Source organism: Streptomyces sp. NPDC057249 (genome assembly GCF_042669245.1).
Taxonomy (GTDB): Bacteria; Actinomycetota; Actinomycetes; order Streptomycetales; family Streptomycetaceae; genus Streptomyces.
This window is the reverse complement of sequence record NZ_JBHUXS010000008.1, coordinates 247,242-263,285: the sequence shown is the minus strand read 5'-3', so window position 1 is coordinate 263,285 and position 16,044 is coordinate 247,242. Positions and strand designations below refer to the sequence as shown.

At 72.6% G+C, this 16,044-nt stretch carries 17 protein-coding genes; 8 read left to right on the top strand and 9 right to left on the bottom strand.

The window, feature by feature from the left end; genetic code table 11:
* Positions 1 to 136: 136 nt before the first annotated feature.
* Positions 137 to 676 (bottom strand): O-acetyl-ADP-ribose deacetylase, encoded by a 540-nt coding sequence (locus tag ACFUJY_RS17560; RefSeq protein ID WP_383299990.1) that lies wholly within the window; start codon positions 674 to 676, stop codon positions 137 to 139.
* A gap of 82 nt (positions 677 to 758) precedes the next feature.
* On the opposite strand from ACFUJY_RS17560, the gene ACFUJY_RS17555 reads away from it, so the two are divergent.
* The gene (locus ACFUJY_RS17555; protein ID WP_383299987.1) at positions 759 to 1,304 is read left to right on the top strand and encodes a hypothetical protein; all 546 of its coding nucleotides are present in this window, start codon (positions 759 to 761) and stop codon (positions 1,302 to 1,304) included.
* A 15-nt stretch (positions 1,305 to 1,319) separates the two neighbouring features.
* Positions 1,320 to 1,721: a YciI family protein gene (locus ACFUJY_RS17550; protein ID WP_383299985.1), complete on the top strand. Its 402-nt coding sequence runs from the start codon at positions 1,320 to 1,322 to the stop codon at positions 1,719 to 1,721.
* A 61-nt stretch (positions 1,722 to 1,782) separates the two neighbouring features.
* Here ACFUJY_RS17550 and ACFUJY_RS17545 read toward each other — a convergent pair whose 3' ends face one another.
* Together ACFUJY_RS17545 and ACFUJY_RS17540 are read right to left on the bottom strand one after the other, a co-directional pair.
* Positions 1,783 to 2,676, bottom strand: a complete 894-nt coding sequence (locus tag ACFUJY_RS17545) for a virginiamycin B lyase (RefSeq protein WP_383299982.1) — start codon at positions 2,674 to 2,676, stop codon at positions 1,783 to 1,785.
* 53 nt (positions 2,677 to 2,729) lie between these two features.
* Positions 2,730 to 4,184 carry an MFS transporter gene (locus ACFUJY_RS17540; protein ID WP_383300293.1) on the bottom strand — a complete coding sequence of 485 codons (1,455 nt, stop codon included), beginning with the start codon at positions 4,182 to 4,184 and terminating at the stop codon, positions 2,730 to 2,732.
* A gap of 145 nt (positions 4,185 to 4,329) precedes the next feature.
* On the opposite strand from ACFUJY_RS17540, the gene ACFUJY_RS17535 reads away from it, so the two are divergent.
* The 5 genes from ACFUJY_RS17535 to ACFUJY_RS17515 all read left to right on the top strand — a co-directional run bounded on the left by ACFUJY_RS17535 (position 4,330) and on the right by ACFUJY_RS17515 (position 9,656).
* A complete protein-coding gene (locus tag ACFUJY_RS17535; protein WP_383299979.1) occupies positions 4,330 to 4,896 on the top strand; it encodes a TetR/AcrR family transcriptional regulator in 567 nt (188 codons plus the stop codon).
* 101 nt (positions 4,897 to 4,997) lie between these two features.
* Complete coding sequence (locus tag ACFUJY_RS17530) at positions 4,998 to 7,091, top strand: hypothetical protein (RefSeq protein WP_383299977.1); 2,094 nt, start codon at positions 4,998 to 5,000, stop codon at positions 7,089 to 7,091.
* Between the two features lie 13 nt (positions 7,092 to 7,104).
* Positions 7,105 to 7,863 carry a hypothetical protein gene (locus tag ACFUJY_RS17525; protein ID WP_383299975.1) on the top strand — a complete coding sequence of 253 codons (759 nt, stop codon included), beginning with the start codon at positions 7,105 to 7,107 and terminating at the stop codon, positions 7,861 to 7,863.
* A gap of 73 nt (positions 7,864 to 7,936) precedes the next feature.
* A complete protein-coding gene (locus ACFUJY_RS17520) occupies positions 7,937 to 9,004 on the top strand; it encodes a glycoside hydrolase family 43 protein (protein ID WP_383299973.1) in 1,068 nt (355 codons plus the stop codon).
* A gap of 91 nt (positions 9,005 to 9,095) precedes the next feature.
* Positions 9,096 to 9,656, top strand: coding sequence for a hypothetical protein (locus tag ACFUJY_RS17515; RefSeq protein WP_383299970.1), 561 nt, complete (start codon positions 9,096 to 9,098; stop codon positions 9,654 to 9,656).
* A gap of 4 nt (positions 9,657 to 9,660) precedes the next feature.
* Here the strand turns inward: ACFUJY_RS17515 and ACFUJY_RS17510 are convergent, their stop codons facing one another.
* Positions 9,661 to 10,779 (bottom strand): serine hydrolase domain-containing protein, encoded by a 1,119-nt coding sequence (locus ACFUJY_RS17510; protein WP_383299968.1) that lies wholly within the window; start codon positions 10,777 to 10,779, stop codon positions 9,661 to 9,663.
* A gap of 156 nt (positions 10,780 to 10,935) precedes the next feature.
* Between ACFUJY_RS17510 and ACFUJY_RS17505 the strand changes: the two genes are divergently transcribed.
* Positions 10,936 to 11,595 carry a TetR/AcrR family transcriptional regulator gene (locus ACFUJY_RS17505; RefSeq protein WP_383299965.1) on the top strand — a complete coding sequence of 220 codons (660 nt, stop codon included), beginning with the start codon at positions 10,936 to 10,938 and terminating at the stop codon, positions 11,593 to 11,595.
* A gap of 83 nt (positions 11,596 to 11,678) precedes the next feature.
* Here ACFUJY_RS17505 and tatA read toward each other — a convergent pair whose 3' ends face one another.
* The 5 genes from tatA to ACFUJY_RS17480 form a co-directional block, all read right to left on the bottom strand.
* Entirely contained in the window at positions 11,679 to 11,870 is a 192-nt protein-coding gene (gene tatA / locus ACFUJY_RS17500) for a Sec-independent protein translocase subunit TatA (protein WP_383299962.1), read from the bottom strand.
* A 118-nt stretch (positions 11,871 to 11,988) separates the two neighbouring features.
* A complete protein-coding gene (locus tag ACFUJY_RS17495) occupies positions 11,989 to 12,729 on the bottom strand; it encodes a dienelactone hydrolase family protein (protein ID WP_383299960.1) in 741 nt (246 codons plus the stop codon).
* A gap of 166 nt (positions 12,730 to 12,895) precedes the next feature.
* Positions 12,896 to 13,891 carry an ABC transporter permease gene (locus ACFUJY_RS17490; RefSeq protein ID WP_383300290.1) on the bottom strand — a complete coding sequence of 332 codons (996 nt, stop codon included), beginning with the start codon at positions 13,889 to 13,891 and terminating at the stop codon, positions 12,896 to 12,898.
* 192 nt (positions 13,892 to 14,083) lie between these two features.
* Positions 14,084 to 14,938, bottom strand: a complete 855-nt coding sequence (locus tag ACFUJY_RS17485) for an ABC transporter permease (RefSeq protein ID WP_383299957.1) — start codon at positions 14,936 to 14,938, stop codon at positions 14,084 to 14,086.
* Complete coding sequence (locus ACFUJY_RS17480; protein ID WP_383299956.1) at positions 14,935 to 15,969, bottom strand: ATP-binding cassette domain-containing protein; 1,035 nt, start codon at positions 15,967 to 15,969, stop codon at positions 14,935 to 14,937. The genes ACFUJY_RS17485 and ACFUJY_RS17480 overlap by 4 nt, the downstream gene beginning before the upstream one ends.
* Between the last annotated feature and the right edge of the window lie 75 nt (positions 15,970 to 16,044).

The window sequence follows — 16,044 nt, the reverse complement described above, 5'->3', positions numbered from 1 at the left end:
CCCAGGTCCCGCTTGATCGTTCGGTGCAGCATAAGCGGCCCCGCCGACAACGGTTCCACAGGGCCTTCACGAGTGCTTCATACTCCCGGCACCGGCGCCGGTCCCCTTCCCTCGCCGGCCACGGGGCCCCGGGCGCTCAGGTCCGAGCCGCCGCCAGGGCCTCCTGGAACTCCCCGTAGGCGTAGGCGTCGAAGAGCACGAACCGCACCTCCTCGACGGGCGGCGCGGCCTCCGCCAGCACGGTGCGGACGGCGATGCGGGCTCCGTCGTCCATGGGCCAGCCGTAGACGCCGGTGGAGATCGCGGGGAAGGCGACGGTACGCGCCCCCAGTTCCGCCGCGACGCGCAGCGATTCGCGGTAGCACGACTCCAGCAGGGCCGACCGGTCCTCGGCGCCGCTCCACACCGGGCCGACGGTGTGCACGACCCAGCGGGCGTCGAGCCTTCCGGCGGTGGTGGCGACGGCCCGGCCCGTGCGCAAACCCTTGCCGTACCGCGAGGCGCGGAGTTCCCGGCAGGCGGCGAGGATCTCGGGGCCGCCGCGGCGGTGGATGGCTCCGTCCACCCCTCCACCGCCGAGCAGTGAGGAGTTCGCCGCGTTGACGACGGCGTCGACGGACTGGCGGGTGATGTCTCCCCGTACGAGGGTGACGGTGATGTCCGAAGGCGTGCGCATGCGGTCATCATGCCCTTTACTCCCCCGGCCGTGCGGTGGTTGCCCGACGGCGTTGTCAGTCCCCGCTGTTAGCGTCGTCGACATGGCGAATCGTTCGTATCTCTACTCCGCCGACTCGGTACCGAGCGAGGCGGACCTCCCGCAGCGGATCCGCTGCATATCCGAGCACAACGGTGACGTCCCGCTCGCCCACAAGCTCTTGGTGGGGCGCGGGACCGTGGTCGTCCCCTCCATGATCTGGAACCACCCGATCGGCATCGCCGCGGACTACGCCGACGGGGCGGCGCTGCTTCGCGACGTCCTGCGCGCGGTCGGTGACGGCCTGCGGGACGACGCCCGGTTCGCCGAGTGCGCGGCCAGGACCGCGGCCCACCTGGAGAAGCAGGAGGCGAAGTATTTCCTTCTCGAAACGGGCGAGATCGTTTCCATGACGGACGACGATCCGGCGGCGAGCGTGCGGCGCCTGGTGTCGGAGGACGTCCCCGAGGCCGTCGCGCTCGCCGAGGCGGCGCTCGCCGGCCGTGCCGACAGCTGGCTGGCCTCCGTCCGGGCCGACTGGCAGCGGCACTTCGCGTCGTTCTACAGCGACGCGCTCTATTTCTCCTTTCCGGAATCCACGGACGACTGACGACGGAGATGCGTGATGGCAAGGTTCATGCTGCTGGTCAACCACGACGGTGGGGTTTTCGAGGAGCCGATGGACTCCTGGCGACCGGATGACGTCGCGGCCCACTTCGACCACTACGCCACGCTGACCAAGGAGTTGACCGAGAGCGGGGAGCTGGTCCGGTTCATGGCGCTGGCCGATCCGCGACACGCCCGCACCGTCCGTGCGGACGGCGTCGCGCCGCCCGTGGTGACCGACGGGCCGTTCGCGGCGCCCCGGGAGGCCCTGGCCGGCTTCAATGTCTTCGAGGTGGAGTCGGAGGCACGGGCGCTGGAGATCGCCGCCCGTATCTCCGCCGTCCCGGGCCCCGGTGGCGTACCCACGCAGCAGCCGGTGGAGGTGCGGCGGGTCACGGCCGACGAGCACGGTGAGTGCTGAGCCGGGGGTTTCGCGGCGTGCGAGGAGGCACTGCCGCCAGACGGGAATGGTCAGACAGGCCCTACGGCGCGACGCGGGCCAGTGAGCCCGTCTCCAGCGCGGTCCACAGGGCTCCGTCGGGGCCCAGGGCGATGCCGTGCGGTTCCGAGTTCGGCGTGGGCAGTTCATGGGCGGTCACGGCGCCGTCCGGGGTGATCGTGGCGACGCGGTTGGCTCCCCATTCCGTGAACCACACGGCGCCCCGTCCGTCGACGGTGACGGCGTGCGGCCGGGCGGCGCGGTCGGGCAGCGGGAATTCGGTGATCCGTCCGTCGGGGGTGATCCGGCCGATCTGACCGGCGGCGATCTCGGTGAACCACAGCGCTCCGTCGTGGCCCGCCGCGATCCCGACCGGGCCCGCCGCATCCGTCGGCAGGGTGTGCAGGGCGACCGTGCCGTCCATGCCGATCCGCCCGACGGCGTTGCCCTGGTTGAGGGTGAACCACATCCCTCCGTCGGGCCCGGAGGTGATCGCGGACGGGAACGCGCCGGTGGCGGGGAGCGGGTACTGGCTGACGTCGCCGTCGACGGTGATGCGACCGATGCGGTCGGCGGTGGTCTCGGTGAACCAGAGCGCTCCGTCCGGGCCCACCGCGATCCCGAACGGCCCCGAGCCGGAGCCGGGCACGTCGAACTCGGTGACCGCGCCGCCGGTGGTGATCCGCCCGATCCGGTCGGCCCGGTACTCGGTGAACCACAGCGCACCGTCCGGGCCCGGTGTGATGACGGTCGGTCCGCTGCCGGGGTCGAGGCGGTGGTCCGTCGGCGCCTCGCCGGGGACGAGCCGGCCGATCCCGCCGCTGTGGACGAGGGTGAACCACAGCGCGCCGTCCGGTCCCGTGGTCAGGGCGTACGGTCCGGCCTCGGGGCCGGACACCATGTGCTCTTCGATCGTTGCCCTGGTCGCGTCGTGCACAGGGGTTCCTCCGTTCGTGGTCGTCGGTGGGGCCGGGACGTGCTCGCGGCCGGTCAACGGCTGTCCGCGGTGGTGGTCTTCGGCGCCTCGGTCGACCGTACCGGCGCGGTAGCGCCCTCCTCGGACCCGCTCCTCGTCAGCCACAGGCCCGTGCACAGGGCCGTCGCCAGTGTGACGGCACCCGCCGTCAGGAAGGCGCTGTCGAGGCCGGCTCCGAAGGAGGCGCCGCCCGACTGCCGGGCGCGGACCACGGCTCCGAGCACCGCCACGCCGAGCACCGCGCCGATCTGCCGGGTGGTGCTGCTGACGCCCGAGGCGAGGCCGCCCTCCTGGGCGCTGACGGCCTGGATGGCGGCGCCGGTCAGCGGGGACATCGTCAGGGCGAAGCCGACGCCCACGACGGCCAGCCGCCACCACACGTTCCCGTATCCCGTGTCGGCGTGGACCGTGCCGAGGGCGAGCAGCCCGAGACCGGCCAGGGCCAGGCCGGCGGTGACCACGACGCGGAAGCCGTGCCGGGCGGCGAGCCGGCCCGCGTACGGGCTGACGAGCACCATGGCGAGGGTGGTGGGCAGGGTCTGCAGGCCCGCGCGCAGGATCGAGCTGCCCTGGACGTACACGAAGAACTGGGAGAAGAAGAACGACGAACCCATGAGCGCGAACCCGACCACGACCATCGCGGTGTTGGAGACGGTGAACAGGCGCTCCCGGAAGAGCCGCAGCGGCAGCATCGGTGCGCGGCGGCGCGCTTCGACGGCCAGGAAGGCGGCGAGGAGGACGACCGCGGCGGCGAGGCTGCCGAGGATCACCGGCGACGTCCAGCCACGCGCTCCGCCCTCGATCAGCCCGTAGGTCAGCGACCCCACCGCCAGGACGGACAGCACCGTCCCGGGAACGTCGATCGCGGGGGCGTGCGGATTGCGCGCCTCTTCGAGGTGGCGCAGGCCGGCCAGGAGGAGGGCCGCGCCGATGGGCAGGTTGACCAGGAAGATGGCGGGCCAGCCGAAGGCTTCGGTCAGTACGCCGCCGGCCACGGGGCCCGCGGCCAGGCCGACTCCGCTGAGTCCCGCCCAGAGCCCGATCGCCTTGACGCGTTCCTGCGGCGCGGGGTAGGCATCCGCGAGCAGGGCGAGCGAGGCGGGACTGAGCGCCGCGGCCCCGATGCCCTGGAGCACCCGGCCGGCGATGAGCCAGCCGAGCGAGGGCGCGATGCTGCACACCACCGACGCGGCGGTGAACACCGCGACACCGGCGAGGTATACGCGTTTGCGGCCGAACCGGTCGGCGAAGATGCCGCCGGACAGCAGCAGCATGGCGACCAGCAGGACGTACGCGTCGACGATCCATTGCAGACCGGTGAGCTGAAGGTGCAGGCGGTGCTGCATGTCGGGGAGCGCCGCTCCCACGATCGTGTTGTCGAGCAGGACCATGAACTGACCGAGGCAGGTCACCGTGAGCAGTACGGTCCGGTTCGTCCGGCGGCCTGCGGCCGCATGCGATGCAGTGATGGGAATTCCTCTCAAACGTGAGATGCGCCCGGCCGTGGTGGCACAGCTCGTCGCGCGATAGCTAACGCAGTCGGTGACTGCGTTAGGAGACTGTAGGTGAGGTCTGCCCGCAAACGCAAGTGGCTACTGCGTTAATGTGGGGCGCATGAACGAACAACAGCGAGCCCGGCGACCCGGTGGGCGTAGCGCCCGGGTCGGCGCGCAGGTGCACCAGGCCGTCACCGAACTCATCAGCGAGCGCGGCTACGGGAACTTCACGGTCGGCGAGGTGGCGGCCCGCGCGGGCGTGGCCGACAGCAGCATCTACCGCCGGTGGGGCGGTCTGGAGGCGCTGCTCAGCGACGTCGCGCTCACCCGCCTCGACGCGCGCTCCCCGATGCCCGACACCGGGAGCCTGGCGGGCGACCTGCGTACGTACGCGGCCCAGGTCGCCCGCGAGATCACCGGACCCGACGGGCCGGCGGTGCTGCACCTGGCCGTCGCCCTGGCGGGCACCGGCCCGCAGGGCGCACAGGCCCGCGACGCCCTCCGCACCGAGCGCACCGGGCAGTTGCAGTCCATGCTCGACCGCGCCCGCGACCGCGGCGAGTCCGCACCCGACGCGCTCACCGTGCTGGACCACGTCCTGGCCCCGATGTACATCCGCGTCCTGTTCGGCATGGGTCCTCTGACCCCGGAGTACGTCGAGGGACTGGTCGACCGGCTGCTCTGAACCCGTGCCCGGTGTCCGAATTCCGGTGGCATGAGGGGCCGTCACCCCCACACTGTCCCTGTAGCGATCAGCGGCCCACGGACCATCCACGGGGGAAGTTCATGACGGACAACGAAGACGCGTACCGGTCCCCGGCGGACCGCCCGCCGCAGGGCGCTCCGTACCGCCCGCCGGCCGGGGTCTTCGGACCGCCTCCCCCGGCCGACGTCCCGCCTCAGCACTCCCCGTATCCCGGCCCCTCCGGGGTCTTCGGACCGCCGCCGCAGGGGCCGTTCCCCCCGCACGGCGTGCCGGCCGTGCCACCGCCGCGTTCGCCCTACGGCCCCGGGCCCGGATTCCCGTACGGGCCGCCGCCGTTCGCACCCGGACCGCCGCCGCCCGCCCGGCGGCGCAAGCGTCTGCTGCTGTTCGGCGGGGTCGGCGTCCTGGCCGCCGCCGGGCTCGTGGCCGGGCTGCTGGTCCGGCCCGGGGGGCCCGGTTCGGAGGAGCCCGTCGCCGTGCGGGACCTGAAGCCGTTCCGGCTGGCCGTGGCCGCGCTGGCCGATGCCCCCGGTCTGCGGTACCGGGATTCCGGTGACGACCCGGTGAAGCGGGACATCACCGTCACCGCGTCCGGCAGCCGCTTCGGCGCCGTGGAGGTCGGCGGTTCCGGGCTCGCCCGCGAGGTTCTGCACGTAGGCGGCAGGACCTTCACCCGGGCGAAGGATGCCGGCTCCGGTGCCTGGGCCGCCGCCGACGAGAGCGACAGCGTCACGCGGGAGACGGTCGGACACATGCCGGCCCCACCCGACCTGGCGACCGCGCTCTCGAAGGCGCTCGACCGGCTGGAGGGCACACCGGCCCCCACCGAGTCCGCGCGGCCACCCGCCGTCGACGGGACACCGGCCCTCGCGGTGGACACCTCCGCGGGCCGGCTGCTCGTCACCGAGCAGAAGCCCCACCGGGTGCTGCGCCTTGAGGCGTACGGCCCCGCCCGGCCCGCAGACGCGTCCGGCGGTTCCGTGGGAGCGGCCTCGTTCCGGCTGACGCCCGTCACAGCCGAGGCGGGGTCCGAGGACGAGGACCCGCCCGAGAGGCTCGATGTGACGGACGGCCCTCTGGCGGACAGCGATTCCGCGGGGCTGGACCTGGCGCCGGTCACCGAGGCGGCCGCCGATCCCATGTTCGACACCCTGGAGAGGCGGACGGGAGAGCTGAAGAACGCCACCGACAGCGGCATCCGCCTGACCCTCAGCAGCGGCGGAACGGTGAAATGCGGTTCCGGCGGCTGCACGGCGAGGAACAGCTTTTCCGGCCACCTCACCACCAGCGCCAAGAGCCGTCTGGTCAGCGGCAAGGTCACCGCGGTGATGACCGCCTCCTTCAGCATCGATGGCAAGTCCGCCGGCCGGTGCACCAGTTCGCAGAGCTCCTTCGCGGTCACCGGGGCGTCCGTCTCCGGCAGCCTCTCCTGCTCCAACCCCGGCGCCGGGCCCACCTTCGCCTCGGTCGAGGCGCGGAAGAAGAGCGAGGCCCGGGCCCGCTCCCGCGCCGCCGGTGGCCGACTCGTCCAGTACCGGATTCCGTACCGCGCCGACACCCTGATCAACGCGTACGCCCTGGCCAGGACCGAGGTCAAGAAGCTGGTCGACAAGGTACGCCGGGAGCGCGACGCCGGCGGCTGCGTGCTCCGCACCCCGGCCTCGGGCGCCGCGGCCCGTTCCGGAGGCGTCACCGTACCGGCCGGGCCGATCCGCTCCGCGGCGCCCGTCGGGCACCGCGTCTTTGCCTGGGCCGGCTTCTTCGCCGGCACCAAGTGCCCCGACGCCAAGGCGGTGCAGGCCGCGGAGACCGTCATCGACCGGGCCGGGGCCGGCAAGGTGCGCAGGTCGAGCAACTACCACCCGCACTTCAGCGACGAACGCGTGGTGGAGATCCTCAAGGCCCCGGACGCGGTGTACCTCTCGCAGAAACAGCGCGGGGACCTCATCTTCCGGAAGGGCGAGGACATCGTGGTGACGAAGGGCCCCGGCGCCGGGGCGGGCGACGTCATCACGGGCTACGGCCCCTCCGGCAAGAAGGGCGAGACCGGGGCCAAGGCGTTGGGCGGGTCGCCCGACGACCCGCAGCCCCCGGTGACCCACGAGGACATCGTGAACGGGAAGATCCGCGACACCAAGGGCGGCCACCTGCCGGCCGCCAGGCGCATCCGGTGAGGCGACGGACACGGTGAAGGTCACAGTGGGCGACGGCATGACCGCCGCGACGACGGGCAGGCCCCTCGCGTTCACCCCCCGCTTCGACTTCCGCGATCTCCAGCTGATCGTCGCGGGCTACGCGGACCCGGCCGGGCGCGAGCGGGAGCTGCCGGAGACGTTCGGCAGCATGCGGTGGCTGTGGTCGGAGGACGAGTACGTCCGCTTCGACCGGGGCAGCCGCGAGCTGCGCAGTCTCACGTTCTTCGTCCCAGGGCGGTACGTCGCCGGAGCCGCGGACCGGGGACCGCGGACGCGTGCGGCCGGCCTCCGCGCGGATGCCGTCGGGGAGTTCGGCATGCCGCAGGCCACGGTCTTCCACTGCGACCCGGAGGCCGGCGCGCTGAGCTGCCTCACGGACGTCCGCCTGCTCGGCGAGGCGCCGGACGCGCGGCTCGGGATCGCCCCCGATGTGGACCTCCTGGTGTACGAGGGGGCGGTGGCCGGATGGAGTCTCGACGACCCCGCGCGCTACCTGACGGACGGCTTCGCCGAGCCGCCGTCCGGCCCGCCGGCCCCCCGCACCAGGCTGCGGCTCGCCGAGTGCCTGGAGTTGGTCTCCTCGCCGCTCGTGGACCGCGTCATGGACGCGGAGCCGGAGGCGTGGCAGCGGCTGCGGGCGGTCGAACGCGCGCTGCGGGAGCAGCGCGAGGACCGGGCCCGGGCGGACGTCCTGCTCGGCGTGATCAGCCGTCTCATCGAGGACTGCGGAGGGCAGGACGGGCCTCTTTGACATGAACACGCCTTTGCGTGGACAGGGTTCAGGAACCAGTCCGTCCGCCAACCCCGCACGGGAAAGGGAAGCCATGAGACTCTCCCGGATGTCCGCCGGGGCAGCCTTCGCGCTGTCCATGCTTCTGGCCCTCACGATGTCGCTCATGTCCACCCGGCCCGCCGAGGCGGGGCAGACGACCATCCGCGGCGCCGATCCCAGCGTGCTGCGCGTGGGCGGAACGTACATCTCGGTCCAGTCGACCGGTGCGGGCATCAACGTCCGACAGGCGTCCTCGACCGGCGGTCTGGCCTCGGCCACGGCGCGGCGGGTGTGGTCGGACACCGCAGACCTCGGGGAGGTCTGGGCTCCGGAGATCGTGCGGGACGGCGGCCGCTACTACGTCTACTTCTCAGCCGGCCGAGGCGCCGCCCACCGCATGTACGTGATCAGCTCCGCCAGCCCCGACAGCGGCTACACCAGCGCGACGAAGCTCGCCCTGCCCGACGACAGGTGGGCGATCGACGGCACCCTCTTCACCTTCAACGGGCAGCGCTGGTTCGTCTGGTCGGGCTGGGCCGGCACCACCAACGTCGAGCAGAACCTCTACATCGCCCGGATGAGCAGTCCGACCACCCCCACGGGTGCGCGCCACATCATCTCCCAGCCCAGGGAGAGCTGGGAGCGCGTCGTCGGGAACCCCTTCATCAACGAGGCCCCCGAAGCGATCAAGGACCCGAACGGGCAACTGCACATCACCTACTCCGCCAACGGCAGCTGGAGCGATCAGTACTGCATCGCCGAACTGCGGCTCCGGGCGGGCGGTGACCCGACGTACGTGTGGGACTGGTACAAGTCCAACGGCTGCCTGTTCGGCTCCAACCGCGCGACCATGATGGCCGGCTGGGATCCCACGCTGTACGTGAACGGGCCCGGCCACCACACCTTCGTCCTGCTCGACGGCGACATCGCCACCAGCCCGCCGGCCGGGCCCACGTTCCCCCTGATGTTCCACGCGGTGCCCAAGGGAACCCCGTACAGCTGGGAGAACCGCTCCTGGTACACCGGCTCCTTCTGCTGGTGGGGCAACACCACGTACAGCCGTGCCAACGTCCCCGGGGCGAACACCGACACCGGGTACGGCCTCAAGTTCTTCGAGTGACACCGGCACCGAGGCGACTCCTGCGCCCTCAGGGCCCGAGCACCGCGTGAATCCGGTCCGCGGTGGCGCGCGGGCGGAAGACGTCGCCGTTGTGGCCGCCGGGGAACGGGCCGGTGGGTACCTGCGCCCGGGGCTGCGGTATCTGCTCGACCGCCTGGACGACGTGCCCGTCCAGGTGGTCAGCGATCTGGGCGACCTGCTGGCGCAGAACGACCTGGCGCTCGCGTTGTTCGGCTGTGTGTGCTCGGTCGCGGAGGAGGACCGCAACATCGTCCTGCGGTGGTTCACCGATCCGGTGGTCCACGGTCACTTCGCGGCCGAGGAACACGCGGAGCAGGCGCGGCAGTTGGTGGCCGACCTGCGGGCCGCGACGGCCCGGCGCGGGGGCGACGCGGCGTCCCGGTCGCTGGTGGCGCGGTGCCGGGCCGCGAGCGCGGAGTTCGGCGCGCTGTGGGACCGGCACGAGGTCGCCGTACGGCGGTCGCGTCCGTACCGGCTCGTCCATCCGGACCTGGGCGGGATCGACCTGGACTGCGAGGTGCCGGCCACCCCCGCGGTGGACCAGCGCCTGCGGATCTTCACGCCTCCGCCCGGGAGGACCTCGGTGCTGGACGAGTTGCGCGCACTCGGTCCGCGCCACCTGTGCGAGTGACCGGTCAGCCGTACATCGCGACGCGGCACAGGGCTTCCAGCGCCGCGTCGATGGGATGGGGCTGCGGCCTGCCCGAGGCGTCGAGGCCGTTCCACCGCTGGAGGTTGACCGCCACCGCGATCTGCCGTGCGCCGTCGGCGCGGGTCATGGCCAGGGTGCCGCCGCCCCAGACCGTGCCGCCGTGGCCCCAGAAGGTGTCCTGGCCCGGTGCTTCCGTCGGGTGCAGTCCGAGGCCGTACTCGATGACCTTGCCCTCCTGGGAGACGACCGGGTTGGTCCGCCGCATCTGGTCCAGTGAGGACGGGGTGACGATCTTTCCGGCCAGGAGCCGGGCGAAGAAGCGGTTCAGGTCGGCGACGGTCGATATCAGGGAGGCCGAAGGGCCCGTCCACGACATGTCGAAGACGCTGTAGTCGCGCGGCGGGTCGATCGTGCCGAACCACGCCTCGTAGAGCCGCGAGTGCGGTCCGTCGATCTCCGGTCCGGCCGGGAACGCGGTGTCCTCGAGCCCGGCTGCCTCGATGACGTCGCGGGTGATGCTCTCCTCGGCCGTGGTGCCGCTCACCCGCGCCAGGAGTTCGGCCAGCAGCAGGTAGTTGGTGTTCGAGTACAGCCCCGGCGCACCGCCCGGAGATGAGGCGGCGGGTGCGCCGACGCCCATGGCGATCAGCTCCTTGGGGTCCCACCGTGTGAACCGGTGCTCGTCGAGGCTTTCCGGACCGGTTCCGGAGAGGGCGGGGAGCGCTTTCAGCGAGGGGTAGGCGTACGGAAGGTACTCGGCGAGACCGCTGGTGTGGTTGAGCAGCATCCGTACCGTGATCGCCTTCCCCCGCTCCCCCGGCACCAGCGCCGGCAGGTAGCGGCCGACCGGTGCGTCGAGTTCGATCCGGCCGCGCTCGGCCTGCCGCAGGACCGCGGCGGCGGTGAACGTCTTGGTGACGCTGCCGACGCGGTGGCGCATTGCGGGGTCGACGGGGCGGCCGGTGGCGGTGTCGGCGATCCCGGCGGCCCCGCGCCAGACCTGGTCGCCGTGCCGGACCTCGGCGAACAGGCCCGGCACTCCCGCGCGGTGCACGTTCTCGACGGCCGCGTCCAGTGCCGTGGAGTCCAGTGGGTTCTTCACGTCGTGCGTCCCTTCGTAACCCCCGGGGCCGCCGGCGGTCGCGCACGTCGGCCCACCTCCTGCCGGGCCTCCCGGCAGGGTTGTGCACCCATTATGCACGCACCGCGTGCAACACCAAGTGCATGCGTTAGGCTGAAGGCCGGCGAGAGGAGCGGAATGGCAGGCCGAAGGCGTTGGACGAGCGAAGAGATCCTGGACGCGGCCGCTGAGCTGCTGCGCACGAGCGCGACGGAGTCGTTCAGCGTGCGCAAACTGGCGGCGGTCCTCGGGACCGACTCGTCGAGCCTGTACCGGCACTTCCGCAGCAAGACCGAACTGCTGCGCGCGGTGGCCGACCGGGTCCTGCTGGCCGCGATGGAGGGATACCGCCCCGAGGGCGACTGGAAGCAGCGCCTCACGGCCCTGGCCCTGCGCGTGCGGGACGCCTTCCGCCGCCAGCCGCAGCTCGCCGCGGTCTGGGCGCGTTACGTGTCGAGCGGCGCGGGCTCCCGGCTGGTCGTGGAAGAGGTGCTTCAGGCACTGCGCGCCTCGGGGCTGGCCGACGAGGAGATCCCGTTGCGCTACCACCGCGTCGTGGTCCTCATCGCCTCACTGATCGCCTCGGAGGCGGGCGCCGACACCCTGACCCCGGAGGAGCGCGAGCAGGGCCGGGAGCTGTTCCGAGTGGCGGTCCTGGGCGCCGATCCCGAGCACTTCCCCGCCCTGGCGCACTTCGCCCGTGAGCTGCGCCCCCTCCAGACGGACCACCAGGCGGCCTTCGAGGACCTCATCGCCGCCCACCTCGACCACATCGAGGCCGTCGTGCGCGCCGGCTAGGGCCTGTCCGGGGCACGCAGAAGGGGCCGGGGCAGCGGCTTCGGTACGCCACTGCCCCGGCCCCTTCCCGGGCGGCCCAGGTGTTACGGATGCCCCGGCGCGGCCGGGTCGGTGCCCGCCTCGGTCTTCATCGCCTTGGCCTCGCTCTTCAGGATGCGGGCCGACTTGCCCAGCGAGCGCGCCATGTCGGGAAGCTTCTTCGAGCCGAACACCATGATGACCACCAACGCCACGATGAGCAGGTGCCACGGTTCCAAGCCGTTGCGGAGCATCACGTCACCTCTTTCCTTCGTTGCCGTCCGCGCGTGCGGGGGCAGGCGCGTACAGCAGACACCTTAGGTGCCCGAACTGTGTGTGGTTCGGCGAGGTGCTGCCGGCCGCTCCCCCGCGGTGCTACTTCAGGTGCCGGGTGAAGAAGTGGGCCGCCGCGGCCCCCGCGTGCGCCGGGACACCGGTGTGGCCGCCCATGTTGGCGTGCAGCGCCTTCTCCTCCGAACCGAACGCGTCGAACAGGTCGAGCGCCGCCTGCCGGTCGTTCCCCTCGTCATCCCACTGCAACAGGACGTGCAGCGGGATGACGAGCCGGCGGGCCTCGTCGTACGTGGTGCGCGGGATGAAGCTGCCGGCGAAGAGCCCGGCGGCCACGATGCGCGGGTCGACCGCCGCGAGCCGGACGCCGATGGAGATCACCCCGCCCGAGTAGCCGACCGGACCGGCGACCTCGGGGAGCGCGAGGATCGCGTCCATGGCGGCCTGCAATTCCGGGACCGCCTGGTCGACCAGCGGGAGGACCACGGCGTCGATGATCTCGTCGGTGACGGGTTCGCCCGCCTGCAGGGCCCGGCGCATGTCGGCCCGGGCCCGGTCGAGGGCGGGCAGCCGGGGCCGGTCGCCGCAGCCGGGGAGTTCGACGGCGGCCGTGGCGAAACCGTCCGCCGCGGAGTGCCGGGCCCGGTCGGCCAGACGCGGATACATCCGCTGCAGACCGAGCGTGGGATGGCCGAGCAGGATCAGCGGCACCGGTGCGGACGCCGACGCGGACGCGGGCGTCCAGAGGAAGCCCGGGATGTCACCGAGGGAGAAGGAGCGTTCGAGTACGCCGTCGTCCAGGCGCTGCTCGGAAGTGAAATGCATGATCGTGCCTTTCGGGAGTGCACAGAACGGCGCTCCCGGACGACCTGCCTATCGCCCGACCGTGACCCCGGAGGGGAGCACCCATGTCGATACTGCGTTCACGGGTACCACCTCCTCGTTCCTTCGCACGGCCGGGAAGAATGTAGCAGGGCGCCGCGACGGCCGCCTAACGGGTTTCCGTACGGGCCCGGCGGCCGCGCAGGGCGGCGGCCGCGAGAGCCACGACGATCCCGGCGAACGCCCAGGCACCGAGAATCCACAGGGCGCCCGTGGTGTTGTTGCCGTCGAAGTAGACCGTGTTCCGGACGACGGTCGTGCCGGCGCCGGGCGGCAGGGCCTGGCCGATCGCGGCCCAGAAGGGCGGCAGCAGGGAGGCCGGATAGACGCCGCCGGAGCTGGGGTTGCCCAGGATCGTGAAGATGAGGATGGTCAGGCCGAGCCCGATCGTGCCGAGCAGCGACTGGAGCGCCACGCCCACGGCGCCGGAGGCGAAGACGACCAGGGTGCCGATGCCGACGAGCTCCCAGAAGGCGCCCGGCAGACAGTGGAGCACGGGGCCGACGATGATGGCGCCGCCGATTCCGGAGACGAAGGCATAGGGCACCATCGCCGCGAGCCGCACGATGGACCGCCGGAGCGTGGGGCGCTTGGACCCGGCCGCCATGTTGAGGGCCGAGGCGGCCAGGTAGCCGCCGATCGTCCAGCTCAGCACCAGGTAGAACGACGACAGGCCCCGGCTGTCCCCCGGCGCGGGCGGTCGGATGTCGCGAACGGTCAGCGCCCGGTTCTGCGTACGCTCCACGGCCGCCACGACCTTGGCGGCGGCGTCGGCCGCCGAGGGGCCGCCCGCCGAGGCGACGAGCAGTGTGTCGGTCCGCCCGGTCGCCGCCACGATCAGCGCGGCGTCGGTCTTCCGCTCCAGCAGCCGGGCCCGTGCCTGGGCGCGGTCCGAAACGGCGGTGACGTGCACCGGGTCGCCGGGCAGGGCGTCGAGCCGGGCGACGAGGTCGGCCGCCACCGGGCGAGGGGCGACCAGTGTGATCGGGATGCGATGGGGTTTCGGAGCGTGGAACGCCCCCATGTACGAGAGGGCGAAGCCGAGTTGGAGCAGCAGCACGCCCACCATGACGAGTACGGCCCTGGTGGTGATCGCGTCCCGCATCTCCGCCCACGCGCCGACCTGCGCCGTCGAGCCCCTTGCATCCGCCACGTGACGTACCCGCTCTCAGCCGTGCCTGACCCGTGCACCCGTTCCGCGGACATCCTCACGCCGGGCCCTGGCGTCGCGGAGAGAACACGCATGGCCGGTGCCGTGCCCACCCGTTCGGCCCAGCCCGGCGGCCGTGCGGGCGGGTCACTCGTGCCGTTCGAAGCGGCGTGCGGCCCAGAGCAGGGCCCCCGCGCCACTGACCAGGAGCAGCGCCGCCTCCACGGGGAGCGGGACCGGGTGGCCGGCCCAGGTGATGCCGCCGGCGGCCGCGGCGTCCGGGGCGCGCAGGGCGATGCTGCCCCGGAGCATGTCGACGCCGTACGCGAGCGGGTTCGCGGCGGCCACGGAGTGGGCCCAGGCGGGGAGCGCGCCCAGGGGGAAGAAGCCGCCGGAGAGGAACAGGAGGGGCATCATCAGCACGCCGAGCAGCGTGTGGAACGTCTCGGGCCTGCTCAGGCTCACCGCCAGGGTCAGGGCGAGGGCGGTGATCGTGAAGGAGATCAGGGCCATGCCGGCGAGGAGCAGTGCCAGGAGGACCGGGTCGTAGGGCAGGCCGACGACTCCGGCCAGGCTCAGCAGCACGGCGCCCTGGATCGTGGCGACCAGGGTGCCGCCGGCGCAGCTGCCCAGGAGCAGGGTCGTACGGCTGACCGGGGCCATGAGGAGTTCGCGCAGATAGCCGCTCTGGCGGTCGGTGATCAGGCGGATGCCGACCAGGATGGCCGGGGTCTGCACCGTCATCATCAGCATGCCGGGGAACAGGTAGGTCTGGTAGCCGACCCCCAGGGCGGAGTCGGAGATGAGTGTGGCGAGTCCGCCGCCCAGGATCAGCAGGTACAGCACGGGGTGGAGCAGCATCAGCGCGGTGTGGGCGCGCTGGCCGGCCAGGCGGAGCAGGTCGCGGTGGATCAGGCCGTGGATCGCGCGCAGTTCGTGCCGCAGTCGGGCCGGCCGCGCGCGGTCCCCGACGCCGGTCGCGTCGAGCGGGAGGGTGGTCATCGGCCGCCTCCGGGCCGGCTGCCGTGGATGCTGCGGCCGGTGTGGTGGAAGAAGACGTCGTCGAGGGTGGGCGGGGTGGCGGAGGCGGCGCGGACGGCGATGCCGTGGCTTTCCAGGGTCGCGCAGAGGCGGGGAATCCAGGAACTCCCGTCGGGCACCCGCAGACAGATCCCGTCGGCGTCCCTGGTCACGGAGTGCCCGCGCGGAACCATGCGGTGGACGACGCGGTGTGCCCGCTCGTCCTGGCTGGTGCGCAGCACGACCCGGTCGTCGCCGATGGCGGCCTTCAGCGCGCCGGGCGCGCCCTGGGCGACCAGCCGGCCGCGGTCGATGATGGCGACGCGGTCGCAGTTGGCCGCCTCTTCGAGCTGGTGGGTCGTGATGAAGAGCGTGCTGCCGTCCCGCTCCCGCAGGGCGTACAGGTGGTCCCAGATCTGTGCGCGGGCGTGGGGGTCGAGGCCGGTGGTGGGCTCGTCCAGGAACAGCACGTCCGGTGCGTGCAGGAGCTGGCGGGCGATTTCCAGGCGGCGCCGCATGCCTCCCGACAGGGTGCGTACGGGGGTGGTCCGCCGGTCGGTGAGTCCGGCCACTTCCAGTACCTCGGCGGTGCGCTGTCGGACGTGGGCACGGCGCAACCCGTAGAGGCGGGCGTGGATGCGGAGGTTCTGTTCGGGTGTCAGATCCGGGTCCAGGGCGCTCTGCTGGAACAGCATGCCGACGCGCTGCCTCACCCGGTGGGGCTGGGAGCGCACGTCGGCGCCGGCCACCGTGGCGTGGCCGGCGGTGGGGCGGGCCAGGGCGCAGAGCATGGCGATGGTGGTGGACTTCCCGGCGCCGTTGGGTCCGAGGAAGGCGAAGGTCTCGCCCCGGTGGACGTCCAGGTCCAGGCCGCTCACGGCGTGCGTGGTGGTGCCCTTGGGTCCGGGGTAGCTCTTGACCAGGCCGCGGGTGCTGATGGCGTACTCGGGCGGGCCGAGAGCGGCGGGGGTGTGCTCGGGGGCGATCTCCTCGCCGCCGGTGTGAAGTCGCATGGTCCGGTCCTCACCTCTGGTTCGCCGGTGGGGTCCGGCCGGCGGGGGGGGCCGGGGGGCCCCCCGGCCGCCCGG